Below are 23,677 nucleotides of genomic sequence, written 5' to 3' on the forward strand. Positions count from 1 at the left end.
TTAAGCTTTCACATCTAGAGCATCTCTTAGAGCATTACCTACCAACATAAATGCCATCACTAAAAGCATAATACAAATTCCTGGTATTAGTGCTAAATACGGCTTACCTAGAATTATATAATTATAATGATCTTTTATCATAGCGCCCCAACTAGCCATTGGCGGTTGAGCTCCAATTCCTAAAAAACTCAGACCGCTTTCAATAAGGATTGCCGCTGCAAAATTTGCTGCGGAAATTACTATTAAAGGTCCAAATATATTAGGCAAAATATGTTTTGTGATAATTCTGTAATCTGTATACCCTAAGGCTCTTGCCGCAGTTACGTATTGCATTTCTTTTGCACTTATAATTTGCCCTCTTACAACTCTTGCCACCTCAACCCACATTGTTAAGCCAACAGCAATAAAAACCTGCCAAAAGCCCTTTCCTAATGCCAAGGTTATTGCTATAACCAAGAGCAATGTTGGAATAGACCACGTGACATTGATAACCCACATAATCATAGCATCTACTTTACCACCATAATATCCTGCCAAACTTCCCATCAGCAAACCAACTACCAAAGAAATAAATACAGCAATAAAACCGATAAAAAACGAAATACGAGAGCCTATTAAAATACGACTTAAATAGTCTCTTCCATATTTATCTGTACCAAAAACGAAACTTCGATTTTCTATAAAAGGCTTGTAATCAGAATTAGGAAAACGATCTAAACCTATTTGTTTTTCTATGCCTTGAAGACCATCTGAAGCATACTCAACATAAGTTAACATCTTATCTTTTACTGCATAAGATTGAATCGGAATTTCGGTATCTGTGTTTTCTGAACCAAAAAACAGTTTAGACAAAAATCCTTGATGAGATTCTATACTAGAAGGGATGGTTAGCATTTCAACTTCAAATCCTGGCGATTTTGAATGAATAGACAAATGCATCTGATTGGCGTTTTTTGAAGCATCTGGAGCAAATAAATAAGCAAATACCGAAATAACACCAATACATGCAATAATCCCTAAACTGAAAACGCCCCAAAAGTTTGTTTTAAACTTTTGAAGCGCTAAACTTGTTAATGAGTTGTTACTTTTTGACATTTAGTTTTTAACCTCTGCTACTTTATTTTTTATAGCATAAGTCATTTTTAAATCGTGCAATACATTTAAAGCTTCTTCAATGTACACATCCTTAGCTAAACTTTTGTGCCAACGATCTCGCTTTTCTTTTAAGATAGAATCTTCGCCCATCATCTGCACCTCATACGGCAAAGAACTAAAAGTTAAATTCGTTTTGTATTCTGATAATTTTTCAAATCGTTTTGCTTCCTCTTCATTAAGCTCCATTTCTTTTTTGTAGCTATCATAATTTAAAGAATAACTCTCTCTATCTCTTATTTTCTTCACCCATTTAGCATTATCATCAATTAACTTTAATTGCTCATTGGCTGCCATCCTAGCTTTACTCTTTTCTATAGTAGTATCGTAATCAAAATAATTGCCCCAAACCTCATAATCTACAGCATCAATCTTATCCCAAGGCAATGGGTTTTCCTGATCTTTTTCACCTATATCAATGTAGCTATATCTGTCCGGAACCACTACATCACTTTTAACACCTTCTAACTGAGTAGAACCACCATTTACTCTATAAAACTTCTGAGTCGTAAACTTTAAAGCTCCCAAATCTCCATTAGAGTTATTTCTTACTAAACGGTTTAGATCTAACACATTTTGCACTGTCCCTTTTCCGTAGGTTTGCTTGCTACCAATAACTATAGCACGTTTGTAATCTTGCATTGCTGCCGCTAATATTTCTGAAGCAGAAGCCGATAATTCATTTACCAAAATTACCAAAGGTCCATCCCAAACAATAGATTTGTCCTTATCTTTTAGCACTTCTTTTGGCTGACCAGCTTCTTTAACCTGCACTACAGGCCCTTCTTCTATAAATAAGCCAGCAATATCTACAACTGTTTGCAAGGATCCACCTCCATTATTTCTTAAGTCTAAAACCAAACCTTCTACTCCTTCTTCCTTAAGCCTTATAATTTCTTGCTTTATATCTGAAGCAGCATTACGCTTGTTGTAATTTTCAAAATCAACATAAAACTTTGGCAAGTTAATAACACCAAACTTTTTGTCGTCTTTTATTACAGTGGATGATTTTGCGTAAGTTTCCTCTAACTCAACTATATCCCTTGTAATTGAAATATCTTCAATTGTACCATCAACCTTTTTTAAAGTTAAAACCACTGTTGTACCTTTTGGTCCTTTTATCAGTTTAATAGCATCATCTAGACGCATACCAACAACATTCACTGGTTTTTCTTCATCAGATTGACGCACTTTTATAATTTGATCACCAACCTCTAATTCATTTGCTCTCCAAGCAGGACCACCACTTATGATTTCGTTAACCACGATGGCATCCATTTTCTTTTGCAACCTAGCGCCAATACCTTCAAAGTTTCCAGACATAGCAACATCAAATCGGTCTTTATCTTCTGGCGCAAAGTAGAATGTATGCGGATCAAACTCTTCAACAATAGCATTAATATATACTGCAAACCAATCTTTACGCTGTCTGTCATCTATAAAATCGTATAACTCATCAAGAGAACGCTTAGTTGCTTCTCTAGCTTCCTTTTCTAGTTCTACTAAAGTCTTTTTATCGTCTTTGGTAGACTTTTCATTTTGAGCTGAAAATACACTTTCCGGAAGTGTGTTAGAATTTAAATCTGCATCACGTTGCGAAATAGCATCATCATAATTAGCAATGGTTGAAAACTTAAGTTGTTGTCTCCAACGCTCTTTCATTTCGCGCTTATTCTTTACATATGTTAACTTTTCGTAATCTGCAGTATAATTTTCATCCTTTGTAAAATCGAAAGGCTTCTCTAAAATCTCTGCATATAAAGCTTTAGATTCTTCTATTCTTTTTAATAAACGCTCGTGCGTTAAATTGAAAAACGCAACATCATAATCTTTAAGCTGATCGTCTAACTGCGTTTTAAAGGCTTCAAACTCTTTAATATCTGACTCGTAAAAATAACGTTTAAATGGGTCTAACTGATTTAGATAATCTTCAAACACATTGGCCGAAAAACTATCGTTTATGTCCTGTGGATTAAAATGACCGTTATCTAAAACATAAGTAATTAACTGAATAAGCAACTTATCTTTATCTGGATTATCGTCAAACTTCTTACTTGTAAAGCTGCATGATGCAAATGCAATTAAGAATGCTAACAATAAAAACTTATAATTCCCTCTCATCTTTCTAATTTTTCTAATTACACAAGTAGGTAATGATTATTTTCACTAAAATAGAAGAAAAAACCGTGCCATAAAAAATCACGGCACTAATTTTTTGTTAAAGGTACAAATACTTCTACTTCTTAAGGTTTTTAGTATTTTTACGCTATTCTAAACCACAATTGCATCATGGCAAAACGACCTCTAATTTTAGTAACAAATGATGATGGCATTACTGCTCCAGGTATAAGAACGCTTATAAGCGTAATGAACACCATAGGAGACGTCGTTGTTGTTGCGCCAGATAGTCCGCAAAGCGGTATGGGACATGCCATTACCGTTAATGCTACTTTATATCTGGAAAAGGTTAACATAGATGGAAAGCAACCAGAATACAGTTGCTCTGGCACACCAGCTGACTGTGTAAAACTAGCTGTTAGAGAAATCTTAGATCGCAAACCAGACATTTGTGTGTCTGGTATAAATCATGGTTCTAACTCTTCTATTAATGTTATTTACTCTGGCACTATGAGTGCCGCATTAGAAGCTGGTATTGAAGGGATTCCGGCAATTGGTTTTTCGCTTTTAGACTATAATTGGAATGCCAATTTTGAGCATTGTAAATCTTTTATAGAAACTATTACCAGACAGGTTTTAGAACATGGCTTACCAGACGGAGTTGTACTGAATGTAAACCTACCTAACCTAAAAGAGAAAGACATTAAAGGTATAAAAGTGTGTAGACAAGCAAGAGCTAATTGGGTTGAAGAATTTGACAAACGCACAAACCCAATGGGTAGAGAATATTATTGGCTTGCAGGAAAATTTGTAAATATGGACAACGGTGAAGATACAGACGAATGGGCTTTAGAACATGGCTATGTTTCGGTTGTTCCGGTTCAGTTTGATTTAACTGCGCACCACACTATTCAATCCTTAAACACTTGGAAATTAAACTAAATCCAAACACAGAATGGCATTAACATCAACTAAAAACACAAACATGAATAAAGATATAATTATTGGATTCTTAGTTGGTATTATCGCTACATTCTTAGGACTTTTAGTCGCTATACAAATTTTTGGTAATGACGATAACTGGCTAGTGGTATTGAAGCAAAGTGCACAACGAGGTATCTTAACCAAAATGATAAGTCTTGGTGCATTACCTAATCTGGCTATTTTCTTTTTCTTTCTTAGGAAGAAAAAAGACAATAGAGCACAAGGTGTTTTAATAGCCACAATGTTGGTATTTATAATAACTATGATTATTAAATTTTTTAATTAATAATGAAGTATTACATAATTGCAGGCGAAGCCTCTGGCGATTTACATGGATCTAACCTTATGAAAGCTTTATTACAAGAAGATGATAAAGCTAATATCCGTTTTTGGGGAGGTGATTTAATGCAAGCTGTAGGTGGCGAATTGGTAATGCACTACAAGGAGCGTCAGTTTATGGGCTTTGCTGAAGTGATTATGAATCTTAGAAAAATTTCTGGTCATATAAAATTCTGCAAAAAAGACATTGCTCAGTTTCAACCAGATGTTATCATATTTATAGACAATTCTGGTTTTAATTTAAGAATTGCCAAATGGGCAAAAGAGGAAAACTTTAGAACTCACTATTATATTTCTCCTCAGGTTTGGGCTTCAAGAGCGAGTCGCGTTGAAAAAATAAAACGTGATGTGGATGCTATGTACTGTATCCTTCCGTTTGAAAAAGCGTTTTATAAAACCTATGACTACGATGTTAATTTTGTTGGCCATCCATTAATTGATGCCATTGCTGACCGACCGCAAGTTGATGAAGTTGAATTTAGAAAAACACATCAACTAAGCAACCTACCTATAATTGCATTATTACCTGGTAGTCGTAAACAGGAAATTACCAAAATGCTAGGTGTTATGCTTAGCCTTGTTGATGATTTTAAAGATTATCAATTTGTAATTGCTGGCGCACCTAGTCAGGATTATGAATTCTACAAAACCTTTATTAAAAAGAATAACGTTAGCTTTATTTCTAATAAAACCTATGATTTACTCAGCATTTCTTATGCTGCTTTAGTAACATCTGGCACAGCAACTCTGGAGACCGCATTATACAAAGTTCCGCAAGTTGTATGCTATAAAGCAAATGCAATTTCTTATCATATTGCAAAACGTATTATTACTTTAAAATTTATTTCGCTCGTAAACCTTATTATGGACAGAGAAGTTGTTACCGAACTTATACAAGGTGACCTCAACAAAAAGCGTTTGACAAAAGAGTTAAATGCAATTCTAAATTCAGAAAAAAGAGAGCAACTATTTTTAGACTATTTTGAACTTGAAAAGAAATTGGGTGGCAAAGGAGCCAGTGAAAATGCGGCTAAACTTATTGTTAAATCAGTAAGCAGTAGATAGTATTCAGCATATAAAATCTTATGAAAAAAATTATATTACTTATTTGTGTTATTGCCACATTAACTAGTTGCAAAGCCAAAAAATCATATTCTACCTCAAAGAAACGGCAAACGCATACTGTAAAAGTAAACCCAACAATTAAACCCACAAAAGAAGGTGAAGCTATAGCCAGATACGCTAAAAAATTTAATGGCACACGTTACAAATATGGTGGCACAACCAAACGTGGCATGGATTGCTCTGGATTAATCTACACCACATTTAAAGACAATAACATTTCTGTACCTAGAACAACTGGCAGCTTATCTTCTTATGGAGATTGGATAGATCTAAAGGAAGTTAATGTTGGTGACCTGGTCTTCTTTGCCACAAAGAAAAATAGCAGAAAAGTTAACCATGTAGGTATTGTTACCAATGTACGTACTGGTAATGTAGAATTCATTCATGCCTCAACAAGCAGAGGTGTTATGATTTCTTCTTTAGCAGAAAAGTATTGGTATTTTGCATTTGTACAAGCGAGGCGAGTGCTGTAATATTTTTCTTAACAAACAACTTCATTTTACTATATTAGTAACTCATAATCATGAAGTTACTAAATTTCACCATAATAAAACTCACAGTTTGTCTCATTCTGGGCATTATCATTGCTCATTATTTTAAACCAAACTTTAGTACAACCATTTTATTAAGTACAGGATTAGTAGTTACTGTTTTTGGATACTACTTATTTCTTAGAAACAAACACAGTAAACAACCGCTCTTCGGCTTAATTTCTTATTTCTGCATGATAAGTTTAGGAATTAATGCTTATAATTTTCAGGATGATAAAGTCAGCCAAAGCCATTACAGCCACTTAGATTCCAATAACTCAATTGAATTAACGTTCAAAATTAAAGAGCGTCTAAAACCAGATCTGTATAACGACAAGTATATTGTCTCATTGATTTCAGCCAATAAGAATGAAGCTTCAGGACACCTACTTATCAATATTAAAAGAGATTCTTCTTCTAGCCCACTACCTGTTGATGCCATTATTTATACAAAATCAGATTTAAAAGACATTCAGAAACCACTGAATCCGCATCAATTTGATTACAGCAAGTATTTGGAGCTGAGACAAGTTTACAGCCAAATTTATCTTCAACAGGATCAATTCTTAACACTTTCAGACCAACCTACAACTATTTATGGTTATGCTGATTTATTTAGGAGTTCTATTAACGAAAAATTGATTAATGCTGGTTTTAAAGATGATGTTTTAAGCATTATCAATGCGCTACTTTTAGGCCAAAGGCAGACTATTGATAAAAGCATTTATAACAATTATGTGAATTCTGGCACTATTCATATTCTAGCGGTTTCTGGCTTACATGTTGGTATTCTATTACTGATTCTCAATTTTATTTTTAGACCACTACTACTGCTTAAATATGGACACGTTCTAAGGCCAATAATTATTATTACGATACTTTGGTTGTTTGCTATTGTAGCAGGACTTTCACCTTCCGTTACGAGAGCTGTTACAATGTTTAGCGTTATAAGTTTTGCTATGCATCTTAAACGACCGACCAACATTTACAACACACTAGCCATTTCGGCATTTTTTCTTCTACTTGTGAAACCTGTTTTTCTATTCGAGGTTGGTTTTCAGATGAGCTATTTAGCGGTTTTGGGTATTGTGAGCATTCAACCTATTTTATATAAACTCTGGCAACCGAAATACTGGATTTTAGATAAACCTTGGCAGATCTTTACAGTAACTCTTGCTGCTCAAGCTGGTGTTCTGCCTATTGGTTTATTCTATTTTCATCAATTTCCTGGATTGTTCTTTATTTCTAACCTTGTGGTGATTCCTTTTTTAGGATTAATTCTTGGTTTTGGTCTTTTAGTGATTTCCATGGCTATGATTGGTTTTCTTCCTAAACCTATTGTTGAAATTTATAGTTTAATTATAGAATGGTTAAATGGATTTATAGCTTGGGTCGCTCAGTTTGAAGATTTTTTGCTCAGAGATATTCCTTTTGCTTTAATTCAGGTATTAATTACTTACATCTTAATTATTAGTGTTGTTCAGTTTTATAAATTAAAAACATATAAATGGCTAGTTATTTCCTTTATTAGCATTATTACTTTGCAAGGCACTTACGTTTTCAATAAGTTTCAAAATCAAAATGAATCTTTAATTGTCTTTAACAAAAGTCGCTTTTCTATTTTAGGATTTAAACACAATGAAACACTTGAGGTGTACCATAATCTGGATTCTACAAAACTTCGGAATGATAATATTATAAAGAATTATAAAGTTGGAGAATTAATAGATAATGTTGCCCAATATAAGCTAGAAGACATCTATACGTTTAACAACAAGACACTACTTGTCATAGATAGTTTGGGTGTTTATAAGAATCTTTCTTTTCAACCAGATTATATTCTACTACGAAATTCTCCGAAGGTAAACCTTACAAGAATGATTGAAAACCTACAACCACAACAAATCATTGCTGATGCCAGCAACTACAAATCTTACGTAAAACGATGGACAGCTACTTGTAGAGATAAAAAAATCCCTTTTCATTATACAAATGAAAAGGGCGCTTTTATTATTAAATAATTTCTGAAAATCTATTAAACGAGATTAAGCCGAACTAAGCTAAATAATCGACCTAACTATTCCTTAAAAGTTGGCTCAAAGTTTTTGTAATACTCATTAAACTTCTCTTGTGTTGTCATTTCTTTGTACTTATCTGTCTTAAACAACTTTAAGTACAATTCTAATTTTTGTGGTTTTAAATACCCTTTTATGGCTTGGATATAATTACCTTCTTCATTAAAAAACACCATAGTTGGGTAAGCACTAACATTTAGTGCTCGAGTAAACTGATGCACGCTATTTCTTCTACTTGCTTTTGATGCATCATATTTAGGATTGGTATATGTTTTATCCTTATAAGTAATAGTATCTTTACCTTCTGCATTAAATTTTACTGCATAGTAATGCTCGTTAACATAATCTACAACATCTTCGTTATGAAACGTATTTTTATCTAGCATTTTACACGGACCACACCAATTGGTATAAACATCCATGATGATTTTTTTAGGTTCTTTTTCCTGAAGCTTAATTGCTTCTTCTAAAGTCATCCAATTGATTTCTTTCTCTGGTGCTTCTGTAGTCTTTTGAAAAGACACTAATGTTCCAAAAGCTATAAAGGCTATAAGTAATTTTGTTTTTCCCATAACTGATTTGTTGCAATTCTTATACCGAACTTACAAAAAATGCTCCTGATTAGGAGCATTTTCTAATTATTTTAATAATTGTGTTGCTATTTGACACCGTGCATTAGTTTTTTTAGCACAGGATTTAATAAATACACCAATACACCTGCAGCAACAGGTACTATGGTAAAAATCATAAAGAATGTAGACAAACTATACTCTTTAGTTATATTTTCTATTTGACCACCTATAACCGCTGCCAATTTATTACCAATGGCTATTGCCAAATACCACATACCAAACATGAAACCTATCATTCTGGCAGGCACTAATTTACTCACATAAGACAAACCTACGGGAGATAAACAAAGCTCACCAAGTGTATGGAATAGGTAGGCCAAAATTAGCCATATCATACTCACCTTAACACCTTCTTGGATTCCTGCAGAACCAAACGCTAGCAATCCAAATCCTACACCCATTATAATCAATCCTAATGCATATTTACTTGCCGCAGAAGGATTGTATTTACTTTCCCACCAACGAGAAAAGAAAGAAGCAAAAGCAATAATAAAGAATGAATTAAGAATACTAAACCAAGACACTGTAATCTCTACTTCATTTTCTTTCACCTTTGTTATTTTAGCTTCAACTATACCATTATCTCTATTTAAATTCTTACCATTTTCTCTTGCAAAAGCTAAACGTTCTTCTGTAAGATACCCAAACTCTGAACCTTCATTATTTTTGGCAATCATATAGATTTTATCACCTCTACTTAACACTTGTGGTTCCGCTACAGAAGTTGTTTTTTCTTCAATAACATAAGCTGGATTTATAACCATATTTTCTGTAACAGCAGTGTTGAAATACAGTTCTTTTAAAGGAATTTTAAAAACTTCTTTTTCCTTTTTGTGGTAAAAAACAACAGCCTCTTTACTGTTATCAAATGATAAAACTTTGTTTATATATTCATCATTAAACTTCCTCTGTTCTTCTTTCTTTTCTTTGTTATCATATAGCTCAGACTTTTTAAGTTTTATAATTTGCCCATCATAAGTCATACTATCTATCACTAAAGATTTCTCTTCTCCATCTATTAAAGCAAAGAATTTTCCTGAAAGCAATTTGTCCTTATACAGGTCCAATCTGTTTTCATCAATTTTATAACTATTAGAATCTGCATTTGTCTTAACCACTTTGTAAGATGCATCATAAGCTACCGTATTAAAATCACGGTTAAGCATCCATCCTACAATTGCCCACATCAATAAAAAGCAGACAACAAGAACTACATTAGAAGTGGATATTTTGTTATAGGTTTTTTTCCATAACAAGTACAGTACATAGGTTATTATTACTAAAGGAATTATGGTTAATAAAGCATTTATGATATTAAATGCTATAGCTGCATTACCACTTAACATTCTATCTACATTATCTCTGGCAAATACAATTAGCGAAGACGCTCCTTGCTCAAAAGACATCCAAAAGAAAACTGTAAAAAATGCAAAAATGATAAAAGCTATCATACGGTCCCTAATGACTTTAGTGTAGCGTCCTATTCTACTAATTACTAGATACAAAAACGCAACTAAAGCAAAAAGAACTGCTACATACTGACCTTCTAGGCTTCCTATTCTAAGCGCAGAAAACATATCAAAACCTGCTATTTTTGACAACGGATCATTAAAAGCATATCCTAAACCAATTACCGATGAAATAAGAATAAGTATTTTATCTATAGTCGTAAAAGGGTTTGGCTTTTCATCATCACCATCATCGCTTCTCTTCTCTGGGTACTCTTCATTTATATTTTGAGGAATTTCTAACTCAACATTTTTAGATGGTTTAGCACCTATATCACCAAATAATTTTCCAGCTAACCAAAACTGAATAGTTCCTAATAACATAAATACACCTGCAAGACCAAAGCCCCAAGCCCATCCAATTTTTTCTGCTAAATAACCACAAAGCATCATACCAAAAAATGCACCTGCATTAACACCCATGTAGTAGATGGTATAAGCACCATCCTTTTTTTCTGGGTTTTCTTTATACATTTCAGAAATAATCGATGTCATTGTAGGCTTAAAAAAACCTGTTCCAATAACTAATAATGCTAATCCTATATAAAGAGACGCTTCAGTTTCAAAAGCCATTGAGACATGTCCTAAAGTCATAATAAAAGCACCAATAATAACAGCCCAACGATAACCTGTAAATTTATCTGCAATGATTCCACCAACAATTGGAGTTATATAAAGCAACATAGCATAAGTACCAAATAGAGCACCTGCGTTTTCAACAGACCACTCCCATCCTGGATTGTAGCCAACCAAAGCCATTGTTAAAAAATTCACTAAAAGAACGCGCATTCCATAAAATGAAAAACGCTCCCACATTTCTGTAAAAAATAAAACAAAAAGTCCTGCTGGATGCCCAAGAACCTTGTCCTTAAATAGATTTTGAATATCTGTGCTCATAAAAAAAAGCTAATTTAGTTAGTAGAGAAATCCCTCGTAAATATTAATCTGCGAGGGAATTAATTTGTTTTTAGTTATTAATTTCAGGATCTGCTATTTCGTACTTTTCAGTTTCAAGCATTTCGTGCTCATTGTCTTCCGCACCGTGTGTTAATTTCTTTAATCGCTTTAAGAACAAAATAAGAAGTAAGCCAAATGCAACAGTAAATATTACCAACCATTTAAAAGTAGTATACTCTACTTCACTTTGTTGCTCTTCTAACACAAAAGACACACCATAATCTTTACCATCTCCTTTATTTGCTGTTATCTGAGCTTTGTCTTTATCCTTTTCAAAAGATAGCTTAGCATGGTAAGGATTAGAAGCTGTAATTTTATTTTCTTTTAAGGTTGCTAACAACTCATTTGTATTAGCATCTTCTTCTTTAGATAATTCAAAAAGAGAATTTAAATCCTTTTCTGTTTTATATTCTTTAAAAACAACGCTTCCATTTTCTTCATAAACTTTAGCTCTTATACTAAAATTTTTATCTTCATTAATCGGAAATTCTGTTATCTCAACAACTTCTTTATTTTCATTTTTAATTTTGAAAGTTTCTTTTTCCATGTAAGGCAAAATTTGTTCTTTGCTTACAATCATTTTACCTTCAAAAGGTTCTAACTGCGCAGACTCACCAATGCTTCCTGCCAGTTTATTACCAAAACCTGTTGCCGCAAAATATACTCCCATCATAATTGAAGCATACTTTAAAGGCGCTAACTTAGTAATGAACGATAATGCTACAGGAGATGTACATAACTCTCCTATTGTATGAAACAAATAAGCAAGGAAAATCCAAATCATAGCTGCTTTACCGAATGTTTCTGCACTTGCTTCTTGAGAAGCAAACATCATAAAAACATAACCAAGTCCCATTATAATGGTACCTATTGCCATTTTAAATAATGAAGAAGACTCTTTTCCTTTCTTTTTCCACCAGATCCAGAAACCACCTATTATAGTTCCAAAAATAATTATATAACCAGCATTTAATGATTGGAATACAGCAGCTGGTATTTCTGCTAACCAACTCCAGCCTGTGCTTCTATCTACCTTTGCATCTGTGTAAAGGTTCATTAAACCACCTGCTTGCTCAAAAGCTCCCCAAAATACTACTACAATTAAAAATGAAATAAGTAATACTATTACTCTATCCTTTTCAATTTTATTTAAAGGTCTTTTTGCAGCTTCTTGCTCAGCCATTGAAGCCTCTTTCCCGCCAGAAAACTCTCCAACACCCTTTAAAAACTTTTGGCCCCAAACAAAAACTAATTGCCCAAGTAACATACCTATACCTGCTAAACCAAATCCGTAATGCCAACCATAGTAATATGCCACAAGACCTACTGTAATACTAGCTAAAAATGCACCAATATTAATACCAATATAAAATATAGTAAAACCACTATCTCTACGAATATCTCCTTCTTTATACAAGCCTCCTACCATAGTAGAAATATTTGGCTTAAGACCACCAACACCTAGAATAATTAAAAGTAATCCTGTAAAAAACGCCCAATCTTGTGGTATTGCTAAAATACCATGTCCAAAACAGAGTAAAAGTCCACCAAGCATTACGGTCTTCTTTTGACCTAAAAATTTATCAGCAATCCAACCTCCTGGTATTGAAGCAACATAAACCAACATTGTATACCATCCATATAACCAAATAGCATCTTTATTTGTCCATCCTAATCCTGGATCTATTGCTGTAGCAGATGTTGCCATGTATAATACCAAAATACCACGCATTCCGTAGTAAGAAAAGCGCTCCCACATTTCAGTAAAAAACAAAATGAATAAACCTACTGGATGCCCAAAAAGTTCTTTTTGGTGCGGTTGTTTAGTTGCTGTTGACATATAATTTGATTTAGTTAGTTTTAATTAATTAGCCTTTAATTTTAGATGGCTCTTTTTCTTCCTTCTTGTTATCTTCTGTTTTATCACCTAGAGTCTTGTGAATAAAATTTGTCATCTTTTTGTAAAGGTGCAATCTTGTGTTACCTCCATAGATGCCATGGTTTTTATCAGGATAAATCATCCATTCAAATTGCTTATCTGCTTGTATTAAAGCCTCAACCATACGCATGGTATTCTGTACATGTACATTATCATCTCCTGTTCCATGTATTAGTAAAAAGTCTCCTTTTAGTTTATCGACATGATTAATAGGCGAGTTATCGTCATAACCACTAGGATTTTCGTCTGGTGTGGTCATATAACGCTCGGTGTAAATAGTGTCGTAAAATCTCCAACTTGTAACAGGTGCTACTGCGATGGCCATTTTAAACACGTCATTGCCTTTAAATAAAGCATTACTACTCATAAAACCACCATAGCTCCATCCCCAAATTCCGATGCGTGACGCATCTATATAAGGCAGCGATCCTAACTTTTTAGCCGCTTCTATTTGGTCTTCAACTTCATATTTCCCTAATTCTTTCTGCGTTACTTTTTTAAAGTCTGCTCCTTTAAAACCTGTCCCTCTACCATCAATACAAACTACAATATAGCCTTGTTGTGCCAGCATTTGATACCAATAATCATTTGCACCATTCCATCGGTTTGCCACTTGCTGAGAACCTGGACCTGAGTATTGATACATAAAGAGCGGATACTGCTTACTTTTATCAAAATCAGCAGGTTTTATCATCCACATATTTAAATCGTTACCATTAACGTTTATAGTACTAAACTCCTTTTTAGACGTTACATAGTCTCCTACTTTTTGAGCTAAGCGATCGTTATCCTTAATTCCTTTTACAAGATTTCCATTCTTAGAATCATGCAAAGTATATTCGTAAGGCGTGGTTGCACTGGAATGTGTATTAATAAAATATGTAAAATCAGCACTAAATGAAGCGCTGTTGGTACCTTCGGTTTTTGTTAATTGGGTTTTATTCTTACCATTTAACTTTACTGAATACACATCTCTGTTTATAGAACCGTTTTCAGTAGATTGAAAGTATATAGTATTAGCCTTTTCATTAAAGCCGTAGTAGTCGGTAACTTCCCAATTGCCATCTGTTACCTGATTGATTAACTTCCCTGATTTGTCATAGTGGTAAATATGATTAAAACCGTCTTTCTCGCTCGTCCAGATAAAGCTATTATCTTTCAAAAATGTTAGATTGAAAGTTACATCGATATACGCATCATCCTTTTCAGCTAGTACTAAATCAGAAGCATTAGTTTTAGTGTTTATAAACCAAAGATCTAATTCGTTTTGATGACGATTCATATATTGAGCACTTAGCACATTTGCATCGTTTGTCCACTTTAATCTTGGTATGTAAAAATCATCGTAAGTCTTATCTACCTTTAGCTCTTGTAATTTTCCTGCTTGTAAATCGTATAAGTGTAGAGATACTTTCGAATTTTTCTCACCTGCTTTAGGATACTTAAAAACCTGCTGTGTCTGGTACAGATTAGAACCATAAACATCCATAGAAAACTCTGGCACTTCAGATTCATCAAAACGAATAAAAGCGATTAAGTTGCTATCCGCATTCCAATCAAACGCTCTTACAAAACTAAATTCTTCTTCATAAACCCAATCCGTAATACCGTTAATGATTTTATTCTTCTCACCATCATTCGTGATTTGTTTTACCTTACCTGAACTTAAATCTTTTATGTAAAGATTATTTTCATACCCATAAGCAATTTTAGTTCCATCTGGCGATAAAGTTGGCTCTTGTACCATTTGGTCTGAAACCTTTGTTAATTGCTTTGTATTGATATCATACACATAATACTCACCTAAAGCAGATCTTCTGTACACAGGAATTTCGTTGGTTGTTAAAACCACTTTAGATTCATCTTTGCTAAACGTGTAATCAAAAAACCCTCGTAGTTCTGAAATATCTTCAGAAGACACTAAGGTCTTTACTTTTTTTAAGGTTTTATAATCGTAAATATCGATGGTAGATGTGCCGTTTTGCCTGTTGTAGTTTAATACGGAATACTGCGTTCCGTTGTTCATAGAATGTAAGGCTTGCATACCTTCAGTTCTAAAGGCTCCACTCCAAATTTCTTCGAGGGTAATTTGTTTATCCTGACTGTAAATCAAGGTGGTAGTTAGGAATCCAATAATAGCTACGAAGTATCTTAATTTCATATTAATCTTTTTTCAATAAAGCAATGCCAAGTTTACTAAAAAATATGCAAAAATCAGGCATTATTAACAGTAAATCGGCAATAATAGTGGAATAGGCACACATTTTATGCCAATCCTAAGTATCTTTGCAATTTAAAATCAATTTAACTATGCCAACCGCTATTTCTGGCTTCTCTAAACTATCTAAATCTGAAAAGATTGAATGGCTTTTAGACACTTATTTTTCTAATAAAGAAAATGCTCGAAACCTGGTACAACAGTATTGGAATTCTGACGCAAAACTTCAAAAGCTACACGATGAGTTTATAGAAAACACTATTACTAATTATTATTTACCTCTTGGTGTTGCTCCAAATTTCTCAATCAACAACAAACTTTACACCATACCAATGGCAATTGAAGAAAGTTCTGTGGTTGCAGCAGCAAGTAAGGCTGCAAAATTTTGGCTAAATAGAGGTGGATTTAAAGCTGATGTGATTTCAACAGAAAAAATTGGTCAAGTTCATTTTTCATATTCTGGTAATTTTGAAACATTACAATCATTTTTTGAAAGTGTAAAACCAAAACTAATTGAAGACACCAAAGCCATAACTAAAAATATGGAACGTCGAGGCGGAGGTATTTTAGATATTGAACTTAAAAATAAAACCGAAGATTTAGAGCACTACTACCAACTGCATGCTACCTTTGAAACACTAGATGCAATGGGTGCCAACTTTATAAACTCTTGTTTAGAACAGTTTGCTAAAACCTTTAAAGCCGAAGCGCAAACACAATTAGAAGAAGATGTAAACATTGTAATGAGCATACTCTCTAACTACGTACCAAATTGTCTGGTTAGAGCTGAAGTGTCTTGCCCTATCGCTGATTTAAAAAGCAAAGACATAACAAACCCAACTCTGTTTGCCGAAAAATTTAAACAAGCTGTTAACATCGCTGAAGTTGAACCATACAGAGCTGTAACACACAACAAAGGTATAATGAACGGTATCGACGCTGTGGTTTTAGCCACAGGCAACGACTTTAGAGCTGTTGAAGCTGGTGTACACGCCTATGCAGCAAAAGATGGTAAGTACTCAAGCTTAACGCACTGTTCTATTGAAAACGATACTTTTAAATTTTGGATTGAAATTCCACTTGCATTGGGAACAGTTGGAGGCTTAACAAGTTTACATCCTTTAGTAAAATTTGCTTTGGAAATGCTAGAAAAACCATCTGCAAAAGACCTAATGCAAATTGTTGCTGTAGCAGGTTTAGCTCAGAATTTTGCAGCTGTAAAATCCTTAACCACTACTGGTATTCAAGAAGGCCATATGAAGATGCATTTAATGAACATATTGAATCAGTTTGAAGCTACTTCAGAAGAAAAAGAAAAAATAGTAGAGCATTTTAAAACTAATGTAGTTACACATAGTGCAGTTGTTGAGGCTATTGAAAACATAAGACGCTAATATGACAACTTTCAAAAGCAAGGGAAAATTATTAATCACTGGTGAATACGTTGTACTTGATGGTGCAAAATCGTTAGCTATACCGACAAAATATGGTCAAAGTCTCGAAGTAGAAGAAGACAACAGCAATACCTTAAGCTGGAAAAGCTATGATGAAAAGGGTAATGTTTGGTTTGAAAACAGTTTCACTTTAGATAATGGTGAGATTCTTAAAACCATTGACAATGATAATGATGTTTCTACTCGATTAAAACAAATTATTGATACTGCACAACAGCTCAATCCAAACTTTTTAAAAAACGAAAAAGGACATAAGGTTTCAACTCATTTAGAATTTAATAAAAGTTGGGGACTAGGCACTTCCTCTACATTAATAAACAATATTGCACAATGGGCAAATATTAATGCTTATCAGCTTTTAGAAAAAACGTTTGGCGGAAGTGGCTATGACATTGCTTGTGCTCAACATAACACACCAATTACTTTTCAGTTAGATAAAAACAATCAACCATTAGTAACTCCTATTGATTTTAATCCAAGTTTTAAAGACCAATTATATTTCGTTTACCTTAATCAAAAGCAAAATAGTAGAGATGGTATTAAAGCTTATAAAAGCCTAAATAAAGTTAGTAACGCTGTAATTAATGATATTAATGCTATTACAGAGGAAACCATAAAAACAACATCTCTAGCTACTTTTGAAAGCTTATTAACTGAACATGAAAATATAATTGGCAAACTACTAAACCAAGAGCCTGTAAAATCAAAATTATTCAGGGATTTTAATGGATGTGTTAAAAGCCTTGGAGCTTGGGGAGGCGATTTTGTTTTAGCTACCTCTCCTACCAACCCTAAAGATTACTTTAAGTCTAAAGGTCTAGACATTGTAATTCCATATTCCACAATGATATTATCTCAATAAAAATAAAAAAGGCTTTACAAAAATGTAAAGCCTTTTATGTATTATAAAATCGTTCTCCGTAATTAGAAAACTGTTTTAGCTCTGTTATCTTCGATTTCAGCAGATTTCTCTAATGCTTGGTACACTTTTCCTTGAGCTGCACCACGCTTAGCTGTGTTTAATCTATTTACTATTGAAGTGTAGTTGTCTAACTCAGTAGCTTCAGTAACTTTAGTTACTTCTATAACGTAAACACCTTTTTCTCCATCAATAGGCTTAGAGGTTTTACCTTGCTCTAAACCAAATGCAGCACCAACTACTTTTGGCTCTACACCTGCTCCTGCTATTGTTGTATTCTTTAACGTTAAAGCTGAAGCTGTCTTTGGGCTCTGACCTTGATTCTTAGCAATCTCATCTATTGAAGTTGCTTTGATTTTCTCACGTATCATTTTAGCCTTCTTTTCTTTTCTTATTTGAGGCAAAGCTATTACTGATGCATCTTCTACGCTCATTAATCCCTCTTCATTCTTCTCTACCAATTTAGCAACGATAAATCCAAATCCAGAAACTGGAAAGCTTTTAAAATCTCCTTCATCTCTTCCTTCTTCAAAGAACCAACGTACAACCTGTCTTTGACTTCCTAGGCCAGGAATATTCTCATCAAGCTCTTTAAAAGTAATTGGCTTTACCACTAACTCTTGCTCTTTAGCTAAAGCGTTAAAATCACCATCTTTTGCTGCGATTTCAAACTTTGTTGCCTTATTGTAAACATCGTCTAATGTCTTTTGAGAAGGCTCTATCTTTCTAGCTAAAGTCGCTATTTTGTATACGTCTGACTCACCTTTTTGCCCTTCAATTTCTATAATATGAAAACCATAAGCAGTCTCTACAACACCCATATCACCTGTTTTTCCTTTGAAAGAAAAATCTCTAAATGGTGCTACCATTCTGTTGTATGGAAACCAATCGTAACGACCTCCATTATTAACACTTCCTTGATCTGTAGAATATTCTGTAACAAAATCATCAAACTTAGAGTTGTCCGACTTTAAAATATTATAAAGACTATCTGCCTGATTGTTTGCTTGCTCTCTTGTTAATGTAACATCAGGACCTGCAGATGCTGCACCAATAAAAGGAATTAATATATGTCTTGTTTTTACAGAGTCTGGTAATTGATCTTTAGCAATCATTTTAGAAAGCTTAAAGAAACCTGCTTCTTTGTATGGTCCGTAATACTCACCTACTTCTAGGCTAATTATATTTTCTTTTGATTCAGCAGGAATTAAACCAGCAGTTAAAAATGTATCGTTGTACTTAATATCAGAATTAGAGTTAATGAACTCAGCAACATCCTTTACACTATCAAAACCAGGAATAGTATCTGTGTTACCGCTACTTTCGTTATACTCTGCTCTATCGTTCTTTAACTTTAATAGTTCTGCTTTAATAGCTTCTTCATCTTCTTTAGAAGCTTCCTCTTTAAACTCTACATAAACAACTTCTCTGTTTGCATCTGCTTTAAACTTCTGCTCATGATCTTTCATGTAAGCTTTAACATCTGACTTAGACACTTCTACTAAACTATCTGAGATTGAAGCGTAAGGAATTTGAACAAAACGGATGTTTACGTTTTTTGCTTCGGCTAAATACTCATCTTTAGCTTCTGCAATAGTTGTATTAACACCAGCTTTAACTAGGTTATAGTATGTTTGCTTTAGAGAACCTGAAGCAATACTTTGCTCATTGTTTGTCCAGATATCGTAATTGATATTTACAGTTTGTCCTGCAGAAGTTAATGGTGCAGAATCAGGACTAATATCTTTAAGGTTACTTATAAATGCATTAAGACGGTTAACATCAAAGTTTCCGTTTTCATCTTGAAACTCTGGGTTAGACTGAAAGCTATTTTTTAGCAAATCGCGCATTTCATCTTTTTCGACAGACAAACCAAGTGCTTCAAATTCTTCGTCTAAAACAATGTTACTTACTTCTTGGTTGTAAATAGCATTCATTGCTTGAGAAGAAGATATTCTTCCACCAGATCTATCTTGGTAGTTCTTCACTTTTTGCTGAAAATCAGTAACGTCAATATCTGTTCCGTTAACTGTTGCTACAACACCTTGAGAGTTTGAAAACGCATTTGGGTTATCAATTACACCTTGGATAACGAAAGCAAATAATGCTAATGCTATTACTAATATTAAGATTAGTGAGCGCTGTCTAATTTTATTTAAAATTGCCATGTCTTAAATTTTTCGTATAAATAAGTCTGCGAAAATAGTATTTTCTAACAAATAATAAAAGGAGAACTATAGTTTTTGTAAGCTATTATAGTCTTTAATCTACATCAAGGATTTTAAGCCTTACAATATCTATTTTGGTTGAGGACACTTCCTCGATAGTAAACTTAAAATTATTGACTAAAACATCTTCGTTTTTCTCGGGAATACCCTCAGTTTCATTAACTATTAATCCACCTAAAGTCTCATAGGTTTCACTTTCAGGAAGGTCTAATTTATAAGCTTCGTTAATGTAATCTACTTCTAGTCTTGCAGAAAACCTATAAGTGTTTTCATCTATTTTTTCTTCTGTCATCTCCAAAGTATCGTGCTCATCTTCTATCTCTCCAAACAACTCTTCAACAATATCCTCAACAGACATAAGACCAGAGGTTCCTCCATATTCATCTATCACAACAGCAATACTTTGACGCTTTTTTGTAAGAATATTAAGCACATCTTTTATAAGTATAGTCTCTGGAACAAAGCTCACCGGAATAATGATAGACTTTATATCTTTTGGTTTTTTAAACAACTCAAAAGCATGCACATATCCTAAAATATCATCAATACTATCTTTGTAAACGATAATTTTTGTTCGTCCGGTTTCTATAAAAAGTTGACTTAAGTTTTCAATAGACTCTGAGATATCTACAGCCGAAATTTCGGTGCGAGGCACCATAACTTCTCTAGCCTTAACATCTGAAAACTCTAACGCATTCTGAAAAATCTGAATTTCGCTATCCACCTCTTCATGGTCCTCAACAGATTCCATCTGCTCACTAATATAATTACCAAGCTCTACTTTGGTCATTGCCAGTACAACATCTTCGCCTTTTGCTTTAAAAATATATTTTAACACAGCGTCAGAAATCCAAAGCACTAAATCTGATATCAATGAAAAAATCAAATAAAACACATAGGTTGGCAAGGCTAAAACTTTCATTAAAGTATTGGCATATATCTGAAAAAACACTTTAGGTAAAAACTCTGCCGTAATTAATATTACAAAAGTTGAAATTACGGTTTGTGTTAAAAGCTGAAAGTCATAAAACAAGTAAGTTAGCACAGCGCTATCTGATGGCAACATAGACTGAAACCACCTCACAAGCACATCTCCCATTTTGAGGCCATAAATTACCAGTGCAATATTGTTACCAATAAGCATCGTGGCAATATATTTTGAAGGCTTTGCTGTTAACTTGGTTAATATTTTTCCAAGAAAATCTTCCTGCTTTTTTTCTAACTCAATGTGTATTTTATTAGACGACACATAAGCTATTTCCATACCTGAGAAAAAAGCCGAAAGGATTAGTGTAACTATTATTATGACTATATCTAGAGTCATAAATTAGTCTTTATTTCTGTCTTGAAATTTGCTTGCAAAACGTTTTCTAAAGAAAAACATAAATATGGCTAAAGCCACAAAGAAAAGCGACATATACGATCTGCTTCTATCTACAGACCAATTTGATATGGCATCCCAAAGAAATAAAACTGCAAAGATGATATACGCGAATTGAAATATTTTAAGAATTTTCATGAGTGAGTTATCTAAGTAAATTTAAGTTACAAAGATAGTTAATTATCGAGTTCAAAATCGCCACCCATTTCTAACATCTGAAAATTTTTGAAGTCTTTGTCTGAATCGAAACCAACACCATGTTTTGTACCTGAGATTTGGGTAAACCTCCATGGCTCGTTAGTAAATACCCATTCTAACTTTTCGTTGTAGTACAATTGCTCTGTTACCAGCTTTTCTTTTTGATGGGTTGTTATCGTAACATTACCCCTTAAGTCTATTATATCGGTCTCTGTGTAGAAAATAGCGTAACGCGATGTTATAGTTGTAAGTTTACCATCGTCATCATACACCTTTAAAAGAATACCTTCTGGGAACTCAGAGAATGCAAAATCTCTGTTAGAGTAATCGAGCATTACAGGACTGATTAAATTTGCTTTGAGTCTTACCGTGTCCTCTAAAAACTCTGTATATTTTAAATCAATATTTTCAGCTTCGCCTATAGGCTGATTTTGAAAAACTCCGACTTTTTGAATCTCATCAAAATCGTTTTCACAAGAAAAAAACAAAGTCACAGCTAATACTGTGACTAAGTTCTTTATGATATGTGAAAATTTTAAACTCATTATATGTTTGGTACTGTTACAGAACGACCAATCCAACATCCAATTTTTATTGTTTGTCCTGCATTACCTTCAGTAAAGATATCTGATTTTGAAGGTGCACTTGCTCTATAGCTTGCTGCAGATTTTGCTGCCGCAGATTTTAATCTACTATCTACTCTTCCTGCTTTTTCTGCCTCTAAAGCCGCTAACCAGAATACTGCTCTTTTATTAAAGTTAGAATCACCACAGTTATTAGCACTATTAGCATACATTGCTGAGATAGCTAAGTAAGGAGAACCGTCTGAAGGGTTTAATTTCATAGACTCCATGTAGTACTGTCTTGCTTGACTGTAGCTTCCTTTTTTCTTTAATTCGTTAGCTAACTTTTTGTAAAGCTTTGCTTTCTTTAAAGGATCTGGCTCTAATTCTAATGTTTGATTAAAATACTTTTGCTCATTAGTTAACAAGTATAAGTAATATGCTGTATCTGCACTTGGCTCTATACTGTTTTTTTGCTGAACTAACTTTAAGAATAATGGCTCTTCTTTACAACCTTTAGCATACATACGGTTCATAGCTCTTTGTAACCATACACCATCAGTTTTGTTAGCTTCGTAATTCTTTTCGTATAAAGGAATTAACACCTCGCAATTTGCTCTATCACCAAGCTTTTTGTCCATACTTGGTACAACTTGCTCTTCTAAAGCTTTTATATTAGCTTCATAGTAATTCTTTAGCTTACCTTCTCTACTAGAAAGTTTTCCACCAGCTTCTTCTTTTTCTACAAGCTTGTTTAATTTTAAAGTATTATCGCCTACAATGTTTTCTATAACTTCCGTAACGTCATCATACTTATCAAACATTTGCTGAGCTGGTTTGCTTCCTGCATCAAACAAATCTACCATTAAAGAAAAGTAAGTATAAAGTCCCTTAGCGTTTGTAAAGTTTTTTACATCTTTTACATAAGCTGTATCAAACATGTTAAATAACTGCTCATCGCTTTTACCTAACTCTTTTCTGTACTTATAAGCTAAGTTAGCTTTATCAACTAATATTTCTCCTTCATCATACTTTGATGGGAAGTTTACTCTACTTTGATCGTAAAGCAACATTAAATCATTGATATGCGCTACTTGCTCAGCACCTGTTGTGTTCTCTATCTTATGAGTTAATATTTTTTCACCATGTGCATAAATAGCTCTATTGAATTTAGGACACTTGTTTCGAACAATTTTCCAAGGCTCATAAGCATCATCATATTTTTTTGTTTTTACATAACTATCAAAAATTGATAAGTTATTCATACACTCTTCATCTTGCTGAGCAAAACTAATATTGAAGCCTACAAAAACAGCCGCTAGTATTATAGTAATTCTCGTCTTCATCTTTTATTTTT

Annotated in this window: 18 protein-coding genes; 7 read left to right on the forward strand and 11 right to left on the reverse strand. The window is 33.5% G+C overall.

Going from position 1 to position 23,677, the window contains the following annotated elements; all coding sequences use genetic code 11:
- Together P7122_RS02900 and P7122_RS02905 are read right to left on the reverse strand one after the other, a co-directional pair.
- Window positions 1-1,095, reverse strand: a complete 1,095-nt coding sequence (locus P7122_RS02900) for an ABC transporter permease (RefSeq protein ID WP_278004269.1) — start codon at window positions 1,093-1,095, stop codon at window positions 1-3.
- A complete protein-coding gene (locus P7122_RS02905; protein ID WP_278004270.1) occupies window positions 1,096-3,273 on the reverse strand; it encodes a carboxy terminal-processing peptidase in 2,178 nt (725 codons plus the stop codon).
- 168 nt (window positions 3,274-3,441) lie between these two features.
- Between P7122_RS02905 and surE the strand changes: the two genes are divergently transcribed.
- The 5 genes from surE to P7122_RS02930 are packed head-to-tail and all read left to right on the forward strand — an operon-like array spanning window position 3,442 to window position 8,269.
- Window positions 3,442-4,212: a 5'/3'-nucleotidase SurE gene (surE, locus tag P7122_RS02910; protein ID WP_278004271.1), complete on the forward strand. Its 771-nt coding sequence runs from the start codon at window positions 3,442-3,444 to the stop codon at window positions 4,210-4,212.
- Window positions 4,213-4,255: 43 nt separating this feature from the next.
- Window positions 4,256-4,540, forward strand: a complete 285-nt coding sequence (locus P7122_RS02915) for a hypothetical protein (RefSeq protein ID WP_278004272.1) — start codon at window positions 4,256-4,258, stop codon at window positions 4,538-4,540.
- Between the two features lie 2 nt (window positions 4,541-4,542).
- A complete protein-coding gene (lpxB, locus tag P7122_RS02920) occupies window positions 4,543-5,658 on the forward strand; it encodes a lipid-A-disaccharide synthase (protein ID WP_278004273.1) in 1,116 nt (371 codons plus the stop codon).
- 20 nt (window positions 5,659-5,678) lie between these two features.
- Window positions 5,679-6,191, forward strand: a complete 513-nt coding sequence (locus P7122_RS02925; RefSeq protein ID WP_278004274.1) for a C40 family peptidase — start codon at window positions 5,679-5,681, stop codon at window positions 6,189-6,191.
- A gap of 50 nt (window positions 6,192-6,241) precedes the next feature.
- Window positions 6,242-8,269: a ComEC/Rec2 family competence protein gene (locus P7122_RS02930; RefSeq protein WP_278004275.1), complete on the forward strand. Its 2,028-nt coding sequence runs from the start codon at window positions 6,242-6,244 to the stop codon at window positions 8,267-8,269.
- A 56-nt stretch (window positions 8,270-8,325) separates the two neighbouring features.
- Here the strand turns inward: P7122_RS02930 and P7122_RS02935 are convergent, their stop codons facing one another.
- The 4 genes from P7122_RS02935 to P7122_RS02950 form a co-directional block, all read right to left on the reverse strand.
- Complete coding sequence (locus P7122_RS02935) at window positions 8,326-8,895, reverse strand: thioredoxin family protein (protein WP_278004276.1); 570 nt, start codon at window positions 8,893-8,895, stop codon at window positions 8,326-8,328.
- Between the two features lie 86 nt (window positions 8,896-8,981).
- Window positions 8,982-11,360, reverse strand: a complete 2,379-nt coding sequence (locus P7122_RS02940; protein WP_278004277.1) for an oligopeptide:H+ symporter — start codon at window positions 11,358-11,360, stop codon at window positions 8,982-8,984.
- 70 nt (window positions 11,361-11,430) lie between these two features.
- Window positions 11,431-13,260, reverse strand: a complete 1,830-nt coding sequence (locus P7122_RS02945; RefSeq protein WP_278004278.1) for a peptide MFS transporter — start codon at window positions 13,258-13,260, stop codon at window positions 11,431-11,433.
- 28 nt (window positions 13,261-13,288) lie between these two features.
- Window positions 13,289-15,520 (reverse strand): S9 family peptidase, encoded by a 2,232-nt coding sequence (locus P7122_RS02950; RefSeq protein ID WP_278004279.1) that lies wholly within the window; start codon window positions 15,518-15,520, stop codon window positions 13,289-13,291.
- A 137-nt stretch (window positions 15,521-15,657) separates the two neighbouring features.
- Here P7122_RS02950 and P7122_RS02955 point away from each other — a divergent pair, with 137 nt between their 5' ends.
- Both P7122_RS02955 and P7122_RS02960 read left to right on the forward strand, forming a co-directional pair.
- Window positions 15,658-16,971 carry a hydroxymethylglutaryl-CoA reductase, degradative gene (locus P7122_RS02955; RefSeq protein WP_278004355.1) on the forward strand — a complete coding sequence of 438 codons (1,314 nt, stop codon included), beginning with the start codon at window positions 15,658-15,660 and terminating at the stop codon, window positions 16,969-16,971.
- A gap of 1 nt (window position 16,972) precedes the next feature.
- Window positions 16,973-17,893 (forward strand): GYDIA family GHMP kinase, encoded by a 921-nt coding sequence (locus P7122_RS02960; protein ID WP_278004280.1) that lies wholly within the window; start codon window positions 16,973-16,975, stop codon window positions 17,891-17,893.
- A 62-nt stretch (window positions 17,894-17,955) separates the two neighbouring features.
- Here the strand turns inward: P7122_RS02960 and P7122_RS02965 are convergent, their stop codons facing one another.
- The 5 genes from P7122_RS02965 to P7122_RS02985 all read right to left on the reverse strand — a co-directional run bounded on the left by P7122_RS02965 (window position 17,956) and on the right by P7122_RS02985 (window position 23,666).
- Window positions 17,956-20,118 (reverse strand): peptidylprolyl isomerase, encoded by a 2,163-nt coding sequence (locus P7122_RS02965; RefSeq protein WP_278004281.1) that lies wholly within the window; start codon window positions 20,116-20,118, stop codon window positions 17,956-17,958.
- Between the two features lie 94 nt (window positions 20,119-20,212).
- Complete coding sequence (locus P7122_RS02970; RefSeq protein WP_278004282.1) at window positions 20,213-21,502, reverse strand: hemolysin family protein; 1,290 nt, start codon at window positions 21,500-21,502, stop codon at window positions 20,213-20,215.
- Window positions 21,503-21,505: 3 nt separating this feature from the next.
- Entirely contained in the window at window positions 21,506-21,697 is a 192-nt protein-coding gene (locus tag P7122_RS02975) for a hypothetical protein (RefSeq protein WP_278004283.1), read from the reverse strand.
- A 38-nt stretch (window positions 21,698-21,735) separates the two neighbouring features.
- Window positions 21,736-22,302 carry an LPS export ABC transporter periplasmic protein LptC gene (lptC, locus tag P7122_RS02980; protein WP_278004284.1) on the reverse strand — a complete coding sequence of 189 codons (567 nt, stop codon included), beginning with the start codon at window positions 22,300-22,302 and terminating at the stop codon, window positions 21,736-21,738.
- Window positions 22,302-23,666 carry a hypothetical protein gene (locus P7122_RS02985; RefSeq protein ID WP_278004285.1) on the reverse strand — a complete coding sequence of 455 codons (1,365 nt, stop codon included), beginning with the start codon at window positions 23,664-23,666 and terminating at the stop codon, window positions 22,302-22,304. Before P7122_RS02985 ends, lptC begins: the two co-directional genes overlap by 1 nt.
- Window positions 23,667-23,677: the final 11 nt, after the last annotated feature.

Source organism: Winogradskyella marincola (assembly GCF_029624125.1).
Classification (GTDB): domain Bacteria; phylum Bacteroidota; class Bacteroidia; order Flavobacteriales; family Flavobacteriaceae; genus Winogradskyella; species Winogradskyella marincola.